This window comes from Massilia sp. X63 (genome assembly GCF_041023745.1).
Taxonomy (GTDB): domain Bacteria; phylum Pseudomonadota; class Gammaproteobacteria; order Burkholderiales; family Burkholderiaceae_D; genus Telluria.
Genome location: NZ_JBFTEF010000002.1, coordinates 388,391 through 409,096 on the forward strand (window position 1 = coordinate 388,391; position 20,706 = coordinate 409,096).

Genomic DNA, 20,706 nt, shown 5'->3' on the forward strand with positions numbered 1-20,706 from the left:
CTCCACACGAAACCGCGCACAGGTTAACGTGTGGAGACAGAAAAGTCGAATCAGGCCGTGGCGAAGGGCGTCTCGGCCAGGCCGCTCACGCCCGGGCGCAGCAGCACGACCGAACCGGCCTCGCCCCCTGGCCCCGGGTCGATCGAGGTCACCAGCAGGGTATCGAGCGCCGGGCCGCCGAAGGCGCACATCGACGGCTTGGCCATCGGCAGCGCGATCTCGCGGTCCAGCTTCCCGCCTGGCGTAAAACGCTGCAGCAGGCCGCCGTCGTTGGCGCAGGTCCAGTAGCCGCCGTCGGCATCGACGGCGGCGCCGTCCGGGCGGCCCTTCTGCCCGCCCAGGTCGAGGAACACGCGCTTGTTGTGCGGGATGCCCTGCTCGGTGTCGTAGTCGAAGGCCCACACCATGCGGCGCTGCGGATGCGAATCCGACAGGTACATGGTGCGCCCGTCGGGCGACCAGGCCAGGCCGTTCTGCGTGAGCAGGCTCGTGACGACCGGACCGTGCAGGCCGTCGTCGCTGCTGTAGCGATACAGTCCGCCGACCGCGCGCGCCGCCCCCATGTCCATGAACATGGTGCCGCTCCAGAAACGGCCCTGGCGGTCGCAGCGGCCGTCGTTGAAGCGCATGCCCTCGCCCAGCTCGGACAATGGCGGCGCGGCCAGGCGCTTGGCCTCGGCCTTGCCGTCTTCGCCCAGCTGCAGGCGAAAGATGCCGGTCTCCATGCCGGCCACCAGGCTGCCGTCGTCGGCGGCCGCGACGCAGGCCACCATCTCGGGCGCTTCCCAATGGCGCACGGCGCCGCTGGCGTGCTCCATGCGCCAGACGCGGCGCGCCGGGATGTCGACCCAGTACCAGGCGCCTTCGGCCGCATTCCAGGTCGGGCTTTCGCCGGTGGCGCAGTGCACGCCGGCGACGCGAACGATCTCCATGCCCATCACAGGTCGGTGATCTCGCGGTGCGCCGGCACCAGGGCCTTCATCACCAGCCAGGCGGTCAGGTAGGCCAGCGCGCAGATCGAGAACATGATCATGTAGCCGGTCTCCAGGTGGCCCAGGGCGCCGTAGTAGTCGAACAGCCAGCCTCCCAGCTTGGTGATCAGGACGCCGCCCAGGCCGCCCGCCATGCCGCCGATGCCGACCACCGAGCCGACGCTGTGTTTCGGGAACATGTCGGAGACGGTGGTGAACAGGTTGGCCGACCACGCCTGGTGCGCCGAGGCGCCGATGCCGATCAGGATCACCGGGATCCAGAAGCCCAGGTAGCCGAGCGGCTGGGCCAGCAGCACCACCAGCGGGAACAGGGCGATGGTGAACATGGCGCGCATGCGGCCCTGGTAGATGCTGTGGCCGCGGTTCAGGAACCAGGTCGGCAGCCAGCCGCCGCCGATCGAACCGACCATCGTCATGCTGTACAGGACGGCCAGCGGCACGACCATCTCCGGCCCGGTCAGGCCGTACTGCGCCGACATGTACTTGGGCAGCCAGAACAGGAAGAACCACCACACGCCGTCGGTCATGAACTTGCCGAAGGCGAAGGCCCAGGTCTGGCGGTAGCCGAGCAGCTTGAACCACGATGCCTTCGGCTTGGCCGCTGCCGCGCTCGGTGCGGCTTCCGCCGGCGTGCTGTCGCTGTTGATGTAGGCCAGTTCGCCGGCGCTCAGGCGCTTCTGGCGGTCCGGCGTGTCGTACAGCCAGATCCAGACGCCCATCCAGAGGAAGCCGATGGCGCCGACCGCGATGAAGGCGGCCTGCCAGCCCCAGAATTCGGCGATCAGGGGCACCGTCAGCGGCGCCAGCACTGCGCCGATGTTGGCGCCCGAGTTGAAGATGCCGGTGGCGAAGGAACGCTCGCGCTTGGGGAAGTATTCGGCGGTGGCCTTGATCGCAGCCGGGAAGTTGCCGGCCTCGCCGATCGCCAGCACCGCGCGGCCGACCATGAAGCCGATGATCGACACCGGCACCGCGGCCAGGCCGAGGGTGGTGAACACGCTGTTGACGGCGGTGCCGATGCCGATCGCGTAGGCATGCGCGATGGCGCCCAGCGACCAGACCACGATCGCCAGCACGAAGGCGCGCTTGGTACCCAGGCGGTCGATCACGCGGCCGGCGAACAGCATCGAAATGGCGTAGACGAACTGGAACACCGCGGTGATGTTGGCGTAGTCGGTGTTCGACCAGCCGAATTCCTTGGTCAGCAGCGGCGCCAGCAGGCTCAGGACCTGGCGGTCGAGGTAGTTGATGGTGGTAGCGAAGAACAACAGGGCGCAGATGGTCCAGCGATATTTGCCCACCGTCGAGGAGAGCCCGGGGGTCTGCTGCGCGCGTTGCTCGGTAGTTGCGCTCATGACTTGCTGATTCATGGGATCAGTTCTTTTCAAACGAAACAGCCGGTGTCTCCCCCGGCTGGTGCATCAATCGGTTTCAGGTCGAGAAAGGGGCGCCCCAAGGCGCCCCTTCGCATCAACCTACGACTTTCAGGTCACCGTCCACCACGCGTGCGAGGCGCAGTGGATTGTCGTCGCGAAGCGCCTCCGGCAGCAAGCCCTCCGGCACGTTCTGGTAGCACACCGGACGCAGGAAGCGGTCGATCGCGCTCGCGCCCACCGAAGTGCTGCGGCTGTCGCTGGTGGCCGGGAACGGGCCGCCGTGGACCATCGCGTGCGACACCTCGACGCCGGTCGGGAAGCCGTTGAACAGCACCCGGCCCGCCTTGCGTTCCAGGATCGGCAGCAGGGTAGCTGCCAGCGGGTGGTCGGCCGGCTTCACGTGCACGGTGGCGGTCAGCTGGCCGTGCAGCTGCTCGGCGGCCTGCAGCAGCTGCTCGGCGCTGTCGAAACGCACCACCAGCGCGGCCGGGCCGAAGACCTCGTCCTGCAGGTCCGGGTTGGCCAGGAAATCGGCGGCCTCGCACTCGTACAGCGCAGCCTGGGCGGCGCAGCCGATGCCTTCGGTACTGCCCTGGGCTACCAGGCGCACGCCGGAGGTCGCGCCGAAGCGCGCGATCCCGCTGTTGTAGGCTTCATGGATGCCGGCGGTCAGCATGGTGCCGGCGCCCTTTCCTGCCAGCGCCGTGGTGGCCGCTGCCGTAAAGGCATCCAGTGCCGCGCCCTTGACCGCGAACACCAGGCCCGGGTTGGTGCAGAACTGGCCGACGCCCAGGGTCAGCGAATCGACGAAGCCGGCCGCCAGCGCGGCGCCGCCTTCTTCCAGCGCTGCCGGCAGCAGGAACACCGGATTCACGCTGCTCATCTCGGCATAGACCGGGATCGGGACCAAGCGGGCCGCAGCGGTGCGCATCAGCGCGGTGCCGCCGCCACGCGAACCGGTGAAGCCGACCGCCTTGATGGCCGGATGGCTGACCAGTTGCTGGCCGATGGTGCGGCCGTCGCCGAAGACCATCGAGAACACGCCTTCCGGCATGCCGCAGTCGAGCGCCGCGCGCTGGACGGCGCGGCCGACCAACTCCGAGGTGCCGAGGTGGGCGCCGTGGGCCTTGACGATGACCGGGCAGCCTGCTGCCAGGCTTGATGCGGTGTCGCCGCCCGCGACCGAGAAGGCCAGCGGGAAGTTACTGGCGCCGAAGACGACGACCGGGCCGAGGCCGATCTTGGCCAGGCGCAGGTCGGGGCGCGGCGGGGCGCGTTCCGGCAGCGCGCTGTCGATGGTGGCGCCGAGGAAGCGGCCGTCGCGCACGACTTTCGCGAACAGGCGCAGCTGGTTCACGGTGCGCATGCGCTCGCCTTCCAGGCGGGCCTGCGGCAGCCCGGTTTCCTGCTGGGCGCGTTCGATCAGGAGCGGGCCGATGGCCAGCACCTGCTCAGCGATCGCTTCCAGGAAGCGGGCACGCTGCTCCAGCGGCAGTGCGCGGTAGGGGTCGAAAGCGGCGGCGGCGAGTTCGCAGGCGCGCTCCACGTCGGCGCCGCTGGCCTGGCCGAAGCCCGGGCCGATCTCGCCGCGGGTGGACGGGTTGTAGGCGAGCACCTCGCCCGCGTTGCCGCGGACGAGTTGGCCACCGATGATCATTTCACCAGTGATCTGCATGGCTTATACCGCGTTCTTCTGTTTCTGGATCAGGGCCAGCAGCATCTCGTCTTCGGCAGGGGTCAGGTCGGTCAGCGGCGGACGCACCGGACCGGCGCCGTGGCCGACCAGGCGGGCGCCGGCCTTGACGATGCTGACGGCGTAGCCGGCCTTGCGGTTGCGGATCTCCAGGTACGGCAGGAAGAAATCGTCCAGCAGGCGGTTGGTGGTGGCGGTGTCGCCCGAAGCGGTGGCGTGGTAGAAGTCCATCGCCAGCTGCGGCACGAAGTTGAACACGGCCGACGAGTACACCGGGGTGCCCAGGGCTTTATAGGCGCCGGCGTACACTTCCGCAGTCGGCAGGCCGCCCAGGTAGCTGAAGCGGTCGCCCATCTTGCGGTAGATCGAGACCATCAGTTCGATGTCGCCGATGCCGTCCTTGAAGCCGATCAGGTTCGGGCAGCGGTCGGCCAGCTTGGCCAGCGAGTCGGCGCTCAGGCGGCAGGCGGCGCGGTTGTAGACCACGACGCCGATCTTCACGGAGCGGCACACCGCTTCGACGTGGGCGATCAGGCCGTCCTGGCTGGCTTCGGTCAGGTAGTGCGGCAGCAGCAGCAGGCCTTGCGCGCCCTGGCGCTCGGCTTCCTGTGCGTGGGCGATGGCGGTGCGGGTCGGGCCGCCGCAGCCTGCCAGGATCGCCACGCCGGTGCCGGCGCAGGTGTCGACCGCGGTCTTGACGATCTGGCTGTATTCCTCGCCGTGCAGCGAGAAGTATTCGCCGGTGCCGCCGGCGGCGAACAGCGCGGTCGCGCCGTACGGCGCCAGCCATTCCAGGCGCTTCTGGTAACCGGCCTGATCGAATTCGAGTTCGGCGTTGAAGTCGGTGATCGGGAAGGACAGCAGGCCGTGCGACAGGACTTTTTGTAGTTCGAGTGCTTGCATTACAGAGTCTCCAGGACAGGTTATCGGGTGAAGTGCTGCTGATGAAGGAATGGCGATGCAGTGTTCCGTTCAGTTGTATGTCATCGTACAACTGAAACGATGTGCTCGCAAGCGAAATGTGCGCTATTTTTTGGAAAGGCTACAAACGGCAGGGCAAGCGTGATCCGACCGGAGGCGCGGATGCGACGCTGCCCGCGAGGGAATGCGAGTGCTGCGAGAGACTGCGAAGACTGCGCTTAATTGATCCGCGATTCGATGCGGCGCTGCGCCTCGACCAGGCGCTCGCGGCTGTTGGACAGGTGGGTGCGCATGGCCGCGCGCGCGGCCTCCGGGTCGCGCCGTTCGATGGCGCGGAAGATGTCGTCGTGCTCGCGGCCGACGCGTTCGTTGAAGTTGGCCGGCTTGTCCTCCTCCAGCTCCACCGTGTTCAGGCGGCTGCGCGGGATGATCGCATTGCCGAGCTGGGTCAGGATGTCTTCGAAATAGCGGTTGCCGGTGGCTTGCGCGATCAGCAGGTGGAAGCGCTTGTCGGCCTCCACTGCCGACCTGCCGACCGCCATCGCCTCGTGCATCTCGGCCAGCGCGGCGCCCAGTTCCCGCACGTGCTCGTCGGTGCGGCGCACCGCGGCCAGGCCGGCGGTCTCGGTTTCCACGCCGATGCGCAGCTCCAGGATCGACAGCACGTCGCGCAGGGTCAGGATGCTTTCGGCATCGATCCCCAAGCCGGCCGGCGGGCGCTCCAGCACGAAGGTGCCGATACCGTGGCGCGTCTGCACCAGGCCCGAAGCCTGCAGGTGCGAAATCGCCTCCCGCACCACGGTGCGGCTCACCCCGTGCTGCGCCATCATCGAGGATTCGGTCGGCAGCTTTTCGCCCGGCTTGAGCAGGCCCTGGCGGATGTTGCTGCTGATCTGCTCGACGACGCCCTGTGCGAGGTTGCGGGGTTTGCGCTGCATGGGAATCATGGAGATATCGAAGCTGGAAAAGGAATAAGACGATTATATAACAAGACAAGATGTCTGACGTCTTATGTCAGGACGTCTTAGTATTGATTGTATGCCGGACGCCACGGAACCAGGCACGTGGACTTGCCGGCCTGACCGCTTGATAAATTGGTCAGGCCAAAATAGAATCTGTCGAACCTTTAGGAGCCCGTCCATGCTACATCCCGTCCGTTCCCTCGCCTGTTGCATCCCCCTGCTGTTCGCCACCAACGCCGGCGCAGGAAACGTTGCCGCCGCCCTGCCCGACCGCGTGATCCTGGTCGGCGACTCCACCATGGCCAGCACCACCGGCTACGGCGACGCCCTGTGCGCGCGCTTCACGCCCGAAACCGCCTGCCACAACCTGGCGCGCGGCGGCCGCAGTTCGGGCAGCTTCCGGGCCGAGAAGCGCTGGGACGAAGTCATGGGACTGCTGCGCGAGGGCGCAGGCTTTCGCAAGACCTACGTGCTGATCCAGTTCGGCCATAACGACCAGCCGGGCAAGCCCGGGCGCTCCACCGATTTCGTTACCGAATTCCCGGTCAACATGCAGCGCTACGTCGACGAGGCGCGCTCGCTCGGCGCGGTCCCGGTGCTGGTGACGCCGCTGACCCGGCGCAGCTTCAAGAACGGCTACGTGCACAACGACCTGGCGCCCTGGGCCGGGACGGTGCGCCAGGTCGCGCGCACCACCAGGACACCGCTGGTCGACCTGAACGCGCTGTCGCTGGACGCGGTGCAGGCCATGGGCCCGCAGGAAGCCGACAAGCTGGCCCGCACCGGCGCCAATTTCGACTACACCCACCTCGGCCCGCTCGGGGCCGAGCGCTTCTCGGGCATCATGGCCAAGGAACTGGTGCGCCAGGTGCCGGCCCTGTCCGCATCGATGCGGGGCGCACGGTGAGCGCGCCTGTCGCGGCCATCGCGCTGGCCCTGGCCGGCGCGGCCGCCACATCCCTGGACAATCCGGTCGCCGCTCCCGCCGCCGACGCATCGGCCGCCTCCACCGCGGTCGCGCTGGCCGAACGCCAGCATGCGCCCTTCGACGGCTGGGCCGCTCAGGAAGGCGGCACCCGCGGCGGGGCGCTGGCCAGTCCCGCCCACGTCTACACGGTACGCGACCGGGCGCAACTGCTGGCGGCCTTGAAAGCGCCGGCCCCCGCGCGCATCGTACGCGTGGCGGCCAGCATCGACATGAGCGAAGGCCGCCCGTTCGCCAGCAGCGAAGACCAGGCCCGGCGCGGCACGGTGCGCATTCCCTCGAACACCACCCTGATCGGCGTGGCGCAGGATGCCGGCTTCGTCAACGGCAGCCTGTCGGTGGCGAACGTCTCGCAAGTGGTCATCCGCAACCTCGCGCTGCGCAATCCCTGCGACGTCGGGCCGCGCTGGGATCCGAAGGACGGCGCCAAGGGCAACTGGAACTCGCTGTTCGACGCCATCACGGTGTCCGGTTCGCACCACGTGTGGATCGACCACAACAGCTTCACCGACGCGCCGCATACCGACGACAGGCAGCCGGTGGAGAACGGCATGCGCAAGCAGTGCCACGACGGTGCGCTCGACATCAACCAGGGCGCGGACTTCGTCAGCGTCACCTATAACCATTTCGCCCAGCACGAGAAAAACATGCTGATCGGCTCGAGCGACCGCGCGCTGGGAGACCAGGGGCACCTGCGCGTGACGCTCAAGGCCAACCTGTTCGAGCACGTGGCCGAGCGTGCGCCGCGGGTGCGCTACGGCCAGGTCCACCTGCTGAACAATTATTACGTCGGCGACCGCCGGCACCCGGTCTACGGCCACCATTACAGCATCGGCGCGGCCCACGCGTCGCACATCGTTTCGGACGCCAATGCCTTCGACATCGCCGGCGCCACCACGTGCAAACAGGTGGTGCGCGACCCGGCCTCGAGTCCGGGCGTGTTCGCCGACACCGGTTCGCTGCTCAACGGCCGGCCGCTGGCCGACTGCCCCTATGGCGGCAACCCCGGCTGGCGCGTGCCCTACGGCTTCACGGCCCTGCCGGCGGCCGAGGTGGCGCGCCACGTGCGCGACAATGCCGGCCCGCGCGCGCTGCAGGAGCGGGACTTGGGCTATGCCGAGGCGCGCATCGTGCCCGCCATCGGCGCGCCCTTCCTGCTGCGCGTACGCCAGGATGCCACGGGCGACTGGCAAGGCGCCAGCCTGCAACTGGCCGAGGGCGGCAAGGTGCTGCAGGTCGAGTTGCTGGAATCGCGCGGCGGCGACGTCAAGCGCATCAAGCAGGTGCGCCGCAATGCCGGGCTGCCGGACGTTCCGGTGGTGCTGCGCCATGCCGCCGAACAGGGACCGCAGGGCGGCCTGCTGACCGTTTCGGTGGACGGCGACCGCGCCACCTGGCTGGTGGCGCCGCCGATGCCTGCGCTGCAGCCGGTGTCCTGGGATGCCGGCGCCGCCAGCCTGCTCGACCTGCGCGGCGGCCCTGCCGGCGCGCCCGAGCGCGTGACCGTGCACGTGGGCGCGGACCGCCTGGCCATGCAGGCGGGCGATGCACCCGACACCCTGCGCGTCGGCGGCGCCTCGCGCCTCGGCGCCAGCGCCGCGGACCCGCGCATCGCCTCGGTCGAGGCGGCCGACGGCGGCGTACGCGTGACGGCGCACGCGCCGGGCCGCACCGCCGTGACGGTGCGCAGCCTGGATGACCCTTGGGCACAGGCTGTGTTCAATGTCGACGTGGGCGCGCCCTTCGCCGCGCCGCGCCGCGCCACCCTCCCCGCCTCGGCCACCGCCTTCCCGGCCCAGGGCGAGCGCGGCGTGCCGCCGGACGCACCGCTGCGCCTCGTCTTCGACAAGCAACCCGTGCTCACCGGTGAAGGCAGTGTGCGCGTCTACCGGCAACGCGACCAGGTACTGGTCGCCGTGGTCCGTCCCGGCGAGACCGTCACCGCACTCGGCCCGCAGGGCCGCCAGCGCCTGGTGCGCCAGCATCCGCTCAAGCTGCTCGGCAAGGAACTGTACGTGCGCCTGCCCCGGGCGCTGGAACGCGGCGTCGACTACGAAGCGGTGGTGGATGCGCGCCTGGTCCAGGCCGATGGTTTCAACGGGGCGCGCTGGTCCTTCCGCACCTCGCCCTACCTGCCGGTGGGCGATAGCGTGACCGTGGACGACGACGGGCGCGCCGACTTCCGTACCGTGCAGGGTGCGCTCGACTACGCCATGTCGCTGCCGCGCGACAAGGCGATCACGGTCAACGTGCGCGACGGCGTCTATCCCGAGCTGCTCTACCTGCGCGACAAGGACAATGTCATGCTGCGCGGCCAGAGCCGCGAAGCGACGATCATCCGCGCCGCCAACAGCGACACCCGCAACCCCGGTTCGGGCACCGGCCAGCCGGACGGCAGCGCCGGCGTGATGGGCGGCCGCTCCCTGTTCCTGGCACAGGACAGCGATTTACTGGAGCTGCGCGACATCGCCCTGCACAACAGCACCCGCCGCAGTGACGGCCATTCGGCGCAGGCCGAGACCCTCTTCTTCAGCGGCGACCAGGAGCGCCTGGTCGCGCGCAACGCCCATTTCATGAGCGAGCAGGACACGCTGCAGCTGCATGGCTACGCCTGGTTCTACAAGTCGCTCATCGAAGGCAACGTCGATTTCGTCTGGGGCAACAATCGCGCGGCCCTGTTCGAGGACAGCGAACTGCGCACCGTCGGCGACAGCGCCAACCCGGCAAGCGGCGGCTACATCGTACAGGCGCGCACCGTCGGCAAGGACGATCCGGGCTTCGTCTTCCTGCGCTCGCGCCTGACGCGCGGGCCCGGTCCCCTGGGGAACCTGCCGCCCGATGGCGCCACCTATTTCGCGCGCTCGCCCGGCACCGCCAACACCTGGGACAAGGTCGCCTTCATCGCATGCAGCGTTGGCCCGCATATCGCCCCGGATGCCTGGTACCGCAAGCCGGCGCCCAACCCGCTCGAAGGAGGATGGCGCGAGTTCGGCAACCGGCTTGACGACGGACAGGCGCGCAGCTACGGCGGCTTGCAGATGGACCGCGCCCAGGCCGAACGCCTGTCGACGCGCGCCGCGGTGTTCGCGGGGCGCGGCTGGAACCCGCAGCCCTGAGCGGACCAAAAAAGCGTCACACGGCGCTTGACGGCATCGTTTACAGATGTAATCATTGAACTGAATTACATTTGTGAATGGTGCTGCCAATGTCGACTACCCCCATCAACATCAGCGACGCCGAGTCGCACGTCATGGAAGTGCTGTGGCGCGCGCCCGGCCCGGTAGTGGCCGAGCAGGTCGTGGTCGCGCTTTCCGAGAGCCAGCACTGGCAGACCGCCACGGTCAAGACCCTCCTCAACCGCCTGCTCAAGAAAGGCGCGATCGCCGCGCAGAAGGATGGCCGGCGCTTCCTCTACCACGCCGTGCTGCCGCGCGAGGCCTGGCTGGCGCGCGAGAGCGAAAGCCTGGTGCAGCGCCTGTTCGGCGGGCGCATCGCGCCGCTGGTGGCGCACTTCGCCCAGCGGCGCGGGCTGTCGCCGGCGGACATCCAGGACTTGCGCAAGCTGATCGACGGGCTCGAAGGCGGCGCACGGGACGCCCGCTGAGCCGGCACCGAAGGAAGATAAAACAGGGGCAAGGGCGGCTTCGCCACACTGTTGGCATATAATTGGTTGGTCCACTTGCAACATTACCCGCACCAAACTAAGATTCGCTGTTTGGCATCGGCCACCTTATTTACGAACGACGGACCCATCGATGAAGAAAACCGCTGCGCTGAACGAGAACAGCGTCAACGAGCCACGGCTGTACCGGGTGGTCTCGGCCAAGATCGAGGAGCTGATCCGCGCCGAGAACATCCGCCCGGGCGAGCGCCTGCCGGCCGAACGCGAACTGGCCACCAAGCTCGGTGTCAGCCGCACCTCGCTGCGCGAGGCCCTGATCGCCCTCGAACTGGGCGGCAAGGTCGAAGTGCGCGGCGGTTCGGGCGTGTATGTCAGCGAACAGGCCAAGCCGCAGGCCGAGGTGCCGAGCGCCGGCCCCGGCCCCTTCGAGGTGCTGGCGGCGCGCCGCCTGATCGAGGTCGAAGTGGCGGCCCTCGCCGCCAAGCATGCCAGCGACTCGGCCATCGACGCCATCCTGCGCGCGGTCGAAGAGATGGAACAGCACCACGAAGACCGCAGCGGCAACGAATCAGCCGACCGCAACTTTCACCTGGCGATCGCCCGCGCTACCGGCAACAGCGCGATGGTGGGCGTGATCGAATACCTGTGGAGCCAGCGCGGCTCGCTCTGGCACAAGCTGAAGGAGCATTTCCAGACCGAGGAACTGCGCCAGCAGACCCTGATCGACCACCGCAACATCTTCGCCGCCATCGCGTCGCACGACGTGGCCGGCGCCCGCACCGCCATGCGCGCGCACCTCGACCGCGTGACCCGCACCTTCTCGCGCGGCTGATTCCCTCCGGCCGGACCATGGGTCCGGCAACTCTCCTCTCTCCATATTGCGGGGCGCCCTGCGCCGCGCCTGTATTCCCTCGCCGGCAAGATGATTGTTTCGTCAATTGGTCGGGCCGCTTAGCGCTTGTAATGACGATACAAAAATAAGTGGCTCGTCCAGATTGCGGAAGCGGTCAGACCAAAGTAGAATCGCCGACAAGCCAATGATTGCTGAGTCCCCTCGTTCGCCTCCGCCTCCAAGGCCTGGCTCCCGCGGACAACAGTGCTGTGCATTGGTCGGCAGTGACATCGGCCCAGGCTTCGTCACCACCGCGCGGATACCCGCCGTATCCATTCGCGCGATCCAGGGATACACCTGGACGCAATTCCGATTTGAGCAGTTGAGCAGGAGACTTGCAGTGAAACACCAACCCATCAACCAACCGCGCTTCCTTCTGTCGGCAATCACTGTCGCAGTGCTGACCATGACGAACACTGCAGCCGCGCAGGAAGCGCCGATGCAGCGTGTCGAAGTCACGGGTTCTTCGATCAAGCGCCTCGCCACCGAGAATGCCCTCCCCCTCACCACGATCAAGGCCGAAGAGCTGGAAAACCGTGGCCTGACCACGATGTCGGAAGTCGCCGTGGCCCTGACCGTCGGGGCGACCAACGAACCGGTGGGCGGCGGCGGCAGCGGCACCATGATCAACATGCGCGGCCTGAACACCAACCGTACCCTGGTCCTGCTGAACGGCCGCCGCCTGGCCAACGAAGCACTGGGCGACAGCTCGGTCAACGTCGACGTCATGCCGATGGCCGCCATCGAGCGCGTTGAAGTGCTGCGCGACGGCGCCTCGGCCCTGTACGGCACCGACGCGATCGCCGGCGTGGTCAACTTCATCACCAAAAAATCGATCCAGGGCGTAAAGCTCAGCGCCAGCACCGTGCAGCCGGAAGCCTCCGGCGGCGGCGCGCAGCGCCGCGCCGGCATCGTGGCCGGCAAGGGCGACCTGGCCACCGACGGCTGGAACGTCTACACCGCCTTCGACATCCAGCGCCGCGATTCGCTGCTGCAGCGCGACCGCCCGAACATCACCGACCCGGCCAAGATCGCGCAACTGGGCGGCACCCCGTTCAGCCCGAACACCTCGGGCGGCGCGGCCTCGCCTGCGAACTTCACCATCTACCGCAACGGCAAGTCGGCCAGCATCACCGGCAACCCCTATTTCGCGGCCGGCTGCGTGACCCCGTACGCGGTGCAGACCACGATCCCGTCGACCCGCACCAGCGCCAACGGCGGCAAGACCTGCATCACCGACCCGACCTACTATCCGGAACTGCTGCCGGAAGCCCAGCAGGCCACCCTGTTCACCAAGGGCAGCCTGGCGCACGGCGACGGCGGCCTGCTTACCGTCGAACTGAACCTGTCGAAGTCGTATATCGACGCTTCCGACGCACCGCAGCCCTTCGGCGCCAGCACCGACTACGACCGCCTGACGGCCTCGCGCCGTCCGCTGATGATCACCAAGGCCAGCAAGTGGTACCCGGGCGGCAGCGGCGGCGTGCCGGCCGTGGCCGGCCTGAACGGCGAAGACCTGGCGCTGACCTGGAGCCTGGACGAACTGGGCCCGGTCACCAGCCACGACGAGCAGGAAAACCACCGCCTGGTGGTCCAGGACGAAGGCCAGATCAAAGGGTGGGACTACCGCGCCGGCGTCTCCTACGCCTACAGCCAGCGCAACATCGGCTTCCGCGACAACTTCGTGCGCACCCCGGGACTGTACGCCGGCGTCGAGAAGGGCATCCTGAACCCGTTCGGCCCGCAGGACGCCGCCGGCCGCGACTACCTCGAGAGCATCTCGGCCGACGGCATGGAATACCGCAACGCCGACGTACGCTACTACGGCGCCGACCTGAACCTGTCGCGCACCTTGATGGACCTGAAGGGCGGCGCCCTGGGCCTGGCGCTCGGCGCCGACTGGCATCGCGAGTCCTTCGAAGAAAACATGAACATGCTCGGCAACGAGGTGGTCTACAAGGTGTCCGGCACCCCGGGCCGCAACCCGAGCGGTTCGCGCCGCGTGGCCGGCATGTACGCCGAACTCGATGCGCCGGTCACCAAGGAACTGAACCTGAACGTCGCGGTGCGCGCCGACCACTTCAGCGACTTCGGCAATACCGTCAACCCAAAGGCCAGCTTCCGCTACCAGCCGATGAAGCAGCTGATGCTGCGCGGTACGGTGAGCAAGGGCTTCCGTGCGCCGACCCTGCCGGAACTGTACGGCAGCGAGCGCACCCTGACCCCGTCCTCGTCGAACTGGGACGATCCGCTGCTGTGCCCGAGCGCCACGCCCGGCGTGACCGGCACCGGTACGCTGACCACCGACCCGCGCTTCGCCGGCCTGAACCTCGATCCGACCCGCGTCTGCAACACGCGCCTGACGACCCTGACCGGCGCCAATCCCGACCTGGATCCGGAAAAGTCGAAGACCGTCACCGTCGGTTTCGTGGTCGAGCCGATCAAGAACTTCGTCGCGACCGTCGATTTCTGGAAGATCGACATGACCGGCACCATCGCCCAGGTCTCGGAAGACACGATCTTCAACAACATCGCCAAGTACCAGGATTTGTTCGTGCGTAACCCAGACGGCACCCTGCAGTACATCACGAAGACCCGCCTGAACATGGGCGGCCTGCGTACCCAGGGCATCGACCTCAGCCTGAACTACACGCTCCCGACCTCGCACTGGGGCCGCTTCGGTTTCTCGATGGACGGCAGCTACACCGACAAGTACGAAGGCCAGAACGAAGCCGGCGGCGAATGGTTCGACAGCGTCGGCAGGAACGGCGCGCTGTCCACCGGCGCCACCTCCTCGAACACCTACGTGTTCAAGTGGAAGCACCAGGCACGCGTGAACTGGTCGTATCGCCAGTTCTTCGCCCAGCTGACCCAGCAGTATGCGTCGAGCTACGAAGACACCAACGCGCTGCCGACCCAGAAACCGGGCCAGCCCTTCTTCAACCGCATTGCCCCGTACCGCGTCTACAACCTGTCGACCAGCTACAAGTTCAACAAGCAGCTGAAGATCGGCGCTGGCGTGAACAACCTGTTCGACGAAGATCCGCCGCTGTCCAACCAGCGCCTGAGCTCGCGCGTCGTGTTCGCACGTAACGTCGCCAAGCCGATCGGCCGCACCTTCACGGTGCGTGCGGACTACGAGTTCTAAGCGTCGTCCTGCCCGCCCCGGGGCGGATGGAGTTTTCCATCCGCCCCGGGCGCATTTCCTCCCCCAGCGTGCCACCGATTCCCCGACCTTCGAGAAAAACGATATGAAAACGCGCCCCATCAATTCGCAACGCCGCTCCCTGCTGTGCGCCGCCTCGGCATCGGTGGCCGGCCTGACGGTGGCCGGCCCGGCGCTCGCGGCCAAGGGCGCGACAGCAGCGGCCAGGAATGACCCGTGGGCGCGTGCCCAACGCATCGTCGACCAATTCAAACAGCCCCTGGTCTTCCCCAGGCGCGACTTCCCGATCACCGCCTACGGCGCCGAGTCCTGCCAGGCGATCATGGTGTCCGCTTATGTCGCCCACCACGAAGAGGGCAAGGTCAGCACGCCGGCGCCGGGCGCCAGGGACTGCTACGCCGCGATCGCGGCGGCCATCGCGGCCTGCAGCGCCGCGGGCGGCGGACGGGTCGTGATCCCGGCCGGGAACTGGCTGGTGAAAGGCCCGATCGTCCTGAAGTCGAACGTCAACGTGCACCTGGCCAAGGGCGCCCATGTCTACTTCAGCAACGATCCGGAAGACTTCGCCAAATACGGCGACTACGACTGCGGCCCGAATGGCAAGCTGGTGCTCTCGCGCTGGCAGAGCAACGACTGCCTGAACTATTCGCCGATGGTGTATGCCTTCGGCCAGACCAACATTGCCCTGACCGGCGAAGACTGGACCAGCATCCTGGACGGCCAGGGCGGCGTCCCGCAGGCCAACGGCGACACCTGGTGGGACTGGAAAGGCAAGCGCAAGGCCGGCCCGCGCCAGCATGAGGCCCAGACCGCCGTCAACCCCGCCAACCCAAGCTCGGTCCGTGCGGTGGCCCCGAGCCTGAGCGACGCCCAGGTCGCGCTCATGGAAGGCAAGAACGACAAGTGGCGTACCGACGAAGCCTACCTGCCGACCCTGTCGGAAGCGGGCGTGCCGGTCGCCAAACGCGTCTTCGGCCGCGGCCACTACCTGCGCCCCTGCATGGTCGAATTCATCGGCTGCACCAATGTGCTGCTGCAAGGCTACCAGCTGAACCAGTCGCCGTTCTGGCAGCACCACCCGGTCAATTGCAGCAAGCTGGAAATCCGCGGCGTGCACATGGACAGCATGGGGCCGAACAGCGACGGCTTCGATCCGGAAGCCTGCAATACCGTGCTGGTGGAGGACTGCACCTTCAACAGCGGCGACGACTGCATCGCGATCAAGGCCGGCAAGAACCTCGACACCCAGTTCGGCCCGACCCAGAACGTGGTGATCCGGAAGTGCGTCATGAACAGCGGCCACGGCGGCGTGACCCTGGGCAGCGAGATGTCGGGCGGGATCCAGCACGTGTACGCGCAGGACATCGAGTTCCGCAACGAACACTGGGCGACCGACCCGCTGAACACCGCGATCCGCCTCAAGACCAACATGAACCGTGGCGGCTTCCTGCGCCACTTCTACGTGCGCAACGTGCGCATGCCGAACGGCGTCAACCTGAAGCCCCAGTACTACACGCCGCTCCCGGGCTCGCCGATCCCGCCCAAGTCGGTCGGATCCGGGGCCGGCGCCGTCATCACCTTCGATTGCGACTACGCGCCGAACGCGGACAACGTGCGTACCCGTCCGCCGGTGGTGGAGCACGTCCACATCTCGGGCGTCAAGGTCGGCAACGTCGCCACGCCGGATGGCCCGCGCTCGTGCTACCAGGCCCTGCTGCTGCTGGGCCCCGTGGCCTTCGACTACAACGGCGACCAGCCGGCCGAGATCCTGCCGATCCGCGACGTGAGCATCACCGACTGCGACTTCGGCACCCCGGTCAACGCGGACCAGCCGTGGTTCATCCACAACGTGCGCAACGTCAGGCTGAGCAAGGTGACCATCGCGGGCAAAGTCTACAACACGACCCTGCAGGCCTGAGCGCAAGGCCAGGATGCGCTAGGATGTCGGACTGATCTCCACGGATGCCCGACCCGATACCGATGCTCGACCTGCTCAACGCGATTCCTCGCGAACTCATCCTGCCCCCGGCCAACCTGTTCCTCCTGATCGCCCTCGGCCTGCTGGTCTGGCGCCGCCGGCCCCGGGCGGGGCGCATTATCGCCGGGACCGGGCTGGCGCTGCTGGCCCTGCTCTCGACCACGGCGGTCGCCGACTGGTTCGTCACGCCACTGGAGCGCATGACCACGGCGCTGCAGGCGCCCGAGCGCAGCGGCGCCCAGGCGATCGTGGTGCTGGCCGCCGGACAGCTGCGCAATGCGCCCGAATACGGCGGACGCGACATTCCCGACACCACCGCCCTGGCACGCCTGCGCTATGCGGCGCACCTGCAGCGCCGTACCGGCCTGCCCGTGCTCGTGAGCGGCGGCATCGCCGGTGACCGCGGCGGCAGCGATCCCGGCTATTCGTTCGGCGATACGATGGCGAGCGCCCTGCGCGAAGACTTCGGTGTGCCGGTGAAGTGGATTGAGGGACAGTCGCGCGATACCGCCCAGAACGCGGCCTACAGCGCCGCGCTGCTGCAAGCTGGCGGCGTGCACCGCGTCCTGCTGGTGACCACGGCGATGCACATGGCGCGCTCGCGCGCCGCCTTCGAGCGCGCCGGGCTCGAAGTGGTCGAGGCGCCGACCATGTTCTTCAGCGGACAGGCGCAGGGCGTGCGCTCCTGGGTACCGAGCGCCGAAGGCATGCGCCGCTCCTGGTATGCCATGTACGAGCTGATCGGCCTCGCCTGGTACCGGGTGCGCGCGGGCGGCAAGCAGGCCGGGGCAGCTCAGGGCGTGATGCGCAGGTAGTCGATATCGGCAAAGGCGCTTGGCGCCCCGGTGGCGAACAGGCCGAGCTGCGCACCGACCCAGCGCCCCATGCTGGCCTCGAACGGCAGGCCGAACTGGGTGTAGCGCAGGCCGTCGGCGCTGTACGAGAAGGACACATATGCGCCGGCCGTGACGTGCATGCGCAGGTGCGCCGCGAAGCCCGGCAGCTCCTCGCCCAGCTCTTCCATGCACTTGCCGTCCTGGCCGCAGCTGACCCGCACCATGCGCGGCTTGCCGTCGACGCGGCGCAGGCCGAACCAGTTGCTGGCCAGGCCCATGACGCCGAAGCCGACCTGATCGCCGTCCCGCTGTGCGTTCAACACCACCTTCGCCGTCGCGCCGAAGGCCGGCGCCGGGAATTTCTGGGTCAGTACCGAGGCCAGGCCGCGTACCGGCGCCGCCGGCTGCGCGTACAGGCGCAGCATGCCCGGCCGCGCATCGAGCGCGTACCAGCGCTGCTGCGGGTTGGCCGCCCATTGCCATTGCGGGCCCAGGGCCTTGCCGTCGAATTCGTCGCCCACGGCAGGAACCTGGCGGGCGAAGCTGCCTGGCACCGGCTTGGCATGTTCGAGTACCGGCTGCCCGGTGCCGGGCGTACCGGACGGCTCGCCGATCAGCGGCCAGCCGTCTTCCCAGCGCATCGGCTGCAGGTGCACCACGCGCCCGTAGGCGCGCTTGTCCTGGAAGTGGAAGAACCAGTCCGTGCCCTGGGGCGTCGTGACCCAGGCGCCCTGGTGCGGCCCGTTGATGGGAGTGTCGCCCTGGTGCATCACGATGCGCGACTCATAGGGTCCCTCGATGCTGCGCGAGCGGAACACCGACTGCCAGCCCTGCTCGACGCCGCCGGCCGGCGCGAACACGTAGTACCAGCCGTTCGCCTTGTACAGCTTCGGTCCTTCCAGCGTGCGGTATCCGGGCAGCTTGTCGCCGTCGATCACCACCTTGCCTTCGCTGTCCAGCAGGCTGCGGCCGCCCGGATCCATCCTGCGCAGCGTGAGCACGTTGTTGAAGCCGGCGCGGCTCCTGGCCCAGGCATGGATCAGGTAGGCCTTGCCGTCCTCGTCCCACAGCGGGCTCGGGTCGATGATGCCCTTGCCGGGCAGGAGCAGGTGCGGTGCGCTCCACGGACCCTTGAAATCCTTGGCCGTGGTCACGTACACGCCCTGGTCGGGGTCGGGATAGAAGATCCAGAACTTGCCGTCGTGGTAGCGCAGGCAGGGCGCCCACACGCCCTTGCCGTGCTGGGGCGCCGTGAACTGCGCGCCCGGCACCAGCTGCGGCAGCGCTTGGCCCTGCAGCTCCCAGTTGACCATGTCCTTGGAGACCAGCAGCGGCAGGCCCGGCGCGTTCGCGAAGCTCGATGCCACCATGTAGTAGGTGTCGCCGACGCGGATCGCATCGGGGTCGGAATAGTCGGCGTGCAGGATCGGGTTGCGGTAGCGGCCGTCTCCGAGGTCGGGCGACCAGGGCGCACGTGCCGGGACGGGACCAAGCACGCGGTCGAAGAAGCCGGCCATCGCATCGACGGTCGGCGCCACCCAGGGGTCGAACAGCCAGAACGAATGCGGTGTGCCGGGCAGCGCCACGGTATCCGAGTCGATGCCGTGCGCGGCCAGCCTGGCCGCCATCGCTTCGCGGCCCACCGAGAAGCGCGGCACGCCGCTGACGATGAACAGCACAGGCGGGCTGTCCTTGCCCACGTGGGTGAGCGGCGAGGCATGGCGCCACAGCGCCTGCCTCTCGGCGTAGCGGCCGCCGAACCAGGCGCCCGCGGCGGACGGGTTCTTGGCTGGATCGTCCTCGTGCCTGCGTGCTTCTTCCGAGGTGAAGTCGGACAGGCCGTCGATGCTGACCACCGCGCGGATCGCCTGCGGCTCGAGCATGCCGACCAGGGATGCGATCTGGCCACCGGCCGAGCCGCCGGCGATGGCCACGCGCGCCGGGTCGATGCCGAAACCGGCCGCGCCCTTGCGCAGCCAGCGCAGCGCTTCCTTCACGTCGTCGATCGCGGCCGGATAGCGCGCCTGTCCCGAAAGACGATAGCTGACGGTGGCGGCCGCATAGCCGCGCGCCGCCAGCCGGGCGGCCAGTGGCGCCATGTTGGAGCGCTGGCCGCTTCCCCAGCCGCCGCCGTGCACCAGCATCACCAGCGGCGCGGGCTTGCCGCCGGGAGCGGGAAGATACAGGTCCAGGCCCAGGGGCAGTTCGCCACGCTGCGCATAGACGAGATCCTTGCGCACCTGGACCGGCGCCGGCGCTTCCGCGCTGGCGATGCGGATGTGCGGATAGTCGCGCACCAGCTTGCGGTAGGTCGTCTCGGCGTTGTACGGCGCCTGGGCCGCTGCGGGCGCCATGGCCAGCGCCAGCAGCAGGCAAGCCGACGGCCGCATCATGAAGCCGCTCCGAGCGCCACCCCGCGGAACACGCAGCGCCGGCGCAGCGTGGCGCCCGGCGCCAGCACCGTCAAGCCCGGGTAGCCCGGCAGGTTGTGTGCATTGATCGGGTGGTCGACCGGCTCGAAGCAGAAGAAGTCGCGTCCCGGCGGAACATAGAGAATGAAGTAATCCATGTCGGCCTGTATCTCGAGTGCGATGCGGCGTTGCGGCCAGGCGATGCGGGCAGCCCCGTGCCAGCCTTCGAAGACGTTGTCGACGCCGTCCTGCGGCAGCGGCGCCGGATTGTCGAAGCGCCAGTGGGACGGAATGTCCTGGCGCTGCACCGGCAGCTTGTCGGGGCCGGCCATCCAGACGCTGTTGGCGCCGGCCTGGAGCAGCGCGCCGCCCGGGTCGGGCATCCACGGATGCAGGCCGATCCCGAAGGGCAGCGCGCAGCGTCCCGCATTGCGCACGCTAAGCTCCACCACCAGCGCATCGATGTCCAGCGTGTAGTGCAGTTCGGCGGTATAGGCAAAGGGCGCCCCGTCCCAGCGGTCGAGGCTGAGCACCAGCGAGCTGTCGTGGTGGGAGGCGACCCGCCATGGCTGCTGCCAGGCGTCGCCATGGATCGGGCAAGCTTCCCCGGCGCGGTTGGGCGCGGGAACGTGGCGTGCGCCGTCGAAGGCGAAGCCCGAAGGCGCCATCCGGTTCGACCACGGCAGCAGGGGGAAGCATGCCAGCTGGCCGGGCAGCGGCACATCCGTTACATCGGGCGGCAGGCCGCGCAACAGCGGCTGCGGCGCGGCCGCAGCGCCGCCCAGCCAGTCCAGGCGCGCGAGGCCGCCACCCGCCTGGGGCAGGACCTCCGCCAGCAGGCTGGCGTTGCGCAGCGTAAGCCGGTCGAGCAT

At 68.3% G+C, this 20,706-nt stretch carries 14 protein-coding genes; 7 read left to right on the plus strand and 7 right to left on the minus strand.

The window, feature by feature from the left end:
- Window positions 1–50: 50 nt before the first annotated feature.
- The 5 genes from AB3347_RS05880 to AB3347_RS05900 all read right to left on the minus strand — a co-directional run bounded on the left by AB3347_RS05880 (window position 51) and on the right by AB3347_RS05900 (window position 5,929).
- Window positions 51–932, minus strand: a complete 882-nt coding sequence (locus AB3347_RS05880) for an SMP-30/gluconolactonase/LRE family protein (RefSeq protein ID WP_369090845.1) — start codon at window positions 930–932, stop codon at window positions 51–53.
- Between the two features lie 5 nt (window positions 933–937).
- The gene (locus AB3347_RS05885; protein WP_369090846.1) at window positions 938–2,347 is read right to left on the minus strand and encodes an MFS transporter; all 1,410 of its coding nucleotides are present in this window, start codon (window positions 2,345–2,347) and stop codon (window positions 938–940) included.
- A 115-nt stretch (window positions 2,348–2,462) separates the two neighbouring features.
- Window positions 2,463–4,043, minus strand: coding sequence for an aldehyde dehydrogenase (NADP(+)) (locus AB3347_RS05890; RefSeq protein WP_369090847.1), 1,581 nt, complete (start codon window positions 4,041–4,043; stop codon window positions 2,463–2,465).
- 3 nt (window positions 4,044–4,046) lie between these two features.
- The gene (gene kdgD / locus AB3347_RS05895) at window positions 4,047–4,964 is read right to left on the minus strand and encodes a 5-dehydro-4-deoxyglucarate dehydratase (RefSeq protein WP_369090848.1); all 918 of its coding nucleotides are present in this window, start codon (window positions 4,962–4,964) and stop codon (window positions 4,047–4,049) included.
- A gap of 236 nt (window positions 4,965–5,200) precedes the next feature.
- Entirely contained in the window at window positions 5,201–5,929 is a 729-nt protein-coding gene (locus tag AB3347_RS05900) for a FadR/GntR family transcriptional regulator (protein ID WP_369090849.1), read from the minus strand.
- A 193-nt stretch (window positions 5,930–6,122) separates the two neighbouring features.
- Between AB3347_RS05900 and AB3347_RS05905 the strand changes: the two genes are divergently transcribed.
- The 7 genes from AB3347_RS05905 to AB3347_RS05935 all read left to right on the plus strand — a co-directional run bounded on the left by AB3347_RS05905 (window position 6,123) and on the right by AB3347_RS05935 (window position 17,402).
- On the plus strand, window positions 6,123–6,851 hold the full coding sequence (locus tag AB3347_RS05905; RefSeq protein ID WP_369090850.1) for a rhamnogalacturonan acetylesterase: 729 nt from the start codon (window positions 6,123–6,125) through the stop codon (window positions 6,849–6,851).
- The gene (locus AB3347_RS05910) at window positions 6,848–10,045 is read left to right on the plus strand and encodes a pectinesterase family protein (RefSeq protein WP_369090851.1); all 3,198 of its coding nucleotides are present in this window, start codon (window positions 6,848–6,850) and stop codon (window positions 10,043–10,045) included. Before AB3347_RS05905 ends, AB3347_RS05910 begins: the two co-directional genes overlap by 4 nt.
- An 89-nt stretch (window positions 10,046–10,134) precedes the next feature.
- Window positions 10,135–10,533, plus strand: coding sequence for a BlaI/MecI/CopY family transcriptional regulator (locus AB3347_RS05915; protein WP_369090852.1), 399 nt, complete (start codon window positions 10,135–10,137; stop codon window positions 10,531–10,533).
- Between the two features lie 151 nt (window positions 10,534–10,684).
- The gene (locus AB3347_RS05920; RefSeq protein WP_369090853.1) at window positions 10,685–11,383 is read left to right on the plus strand and encodes a FadR/GntR family transcriptional regulator; all 699 of its coding nucleotides are present in this window, start codon (window positions 10,685–10,687) and stop codon (window positions 11,381–11,383) included.
- A gap of 466 nt (window positions 11,384–11,849) precedes the next feature.
- A complete protein-coding gene (locus AB3347_RS05925; RefSeq protein WP_369090854.1) occupies window positions 11,850–14,591 on the plus strand; it encodes a TonB-dependent receptor in 2,742 nt (913 codons plus the stop codon).
- A gap of 103 nt (window positions 14,592–14,694) precedes the next feature.
- Window positions 14,695–16,527 carry a glycoside hydrolase family 28 protein gene (locus AB3347_RS05930; RefSeq protein WP_369090855.1) on the plus strand — a complete coding sequence of 611 codons (1,833 nt, stop codon included), beginning with the start codon at window positions 14,695–14,697 and terminating at the stop codon, window positions 16,525–16,527.
- Window positions 16,528–16,571: 44 nt separating this feature from the next.
- Window positions 16,572–17,402, plus strand: a complete 831-nt coding sequence (locus AB3347_RS05935; RefSeq protein WP_369090856.1) for a YdcF family protein — start codon at window positions 16,572–16,574, stop codon at window positions 17,400–17,402.
- Here the strand turns inward: AB3347_RS05935 and AB3347_RS05940 are convergent.
- Together AB3347_RS05940 and AB3347_RS05945 are read right to left on the minus strand one after the other, a co-directional pair.
- A complete protein-coding gene (locus AB3347_RS05940; protein WP_369090857.1) occupies window positions 17,381–19,816 on the minus strand; it encodes a family 43 glycosylhydrolase in 2,436 nt (811 codons plus the stop codon). The genes AB3347_RS05935 and AB3347_RS05940 overlap by 22 nt on opposite strands.
- Entirely contained in the window at window positions 19,813–20,706 is an 894-nt protein-coding gene (locus tag AB3347_RS05945) for an aldose 1-epimerase (protein WP_369090858.1), read from the minus strand. The genes AB3347_RS05940 and AB3347_RS05945 overlap by 4 nt, the downstream gene beginning before the upstream one ends.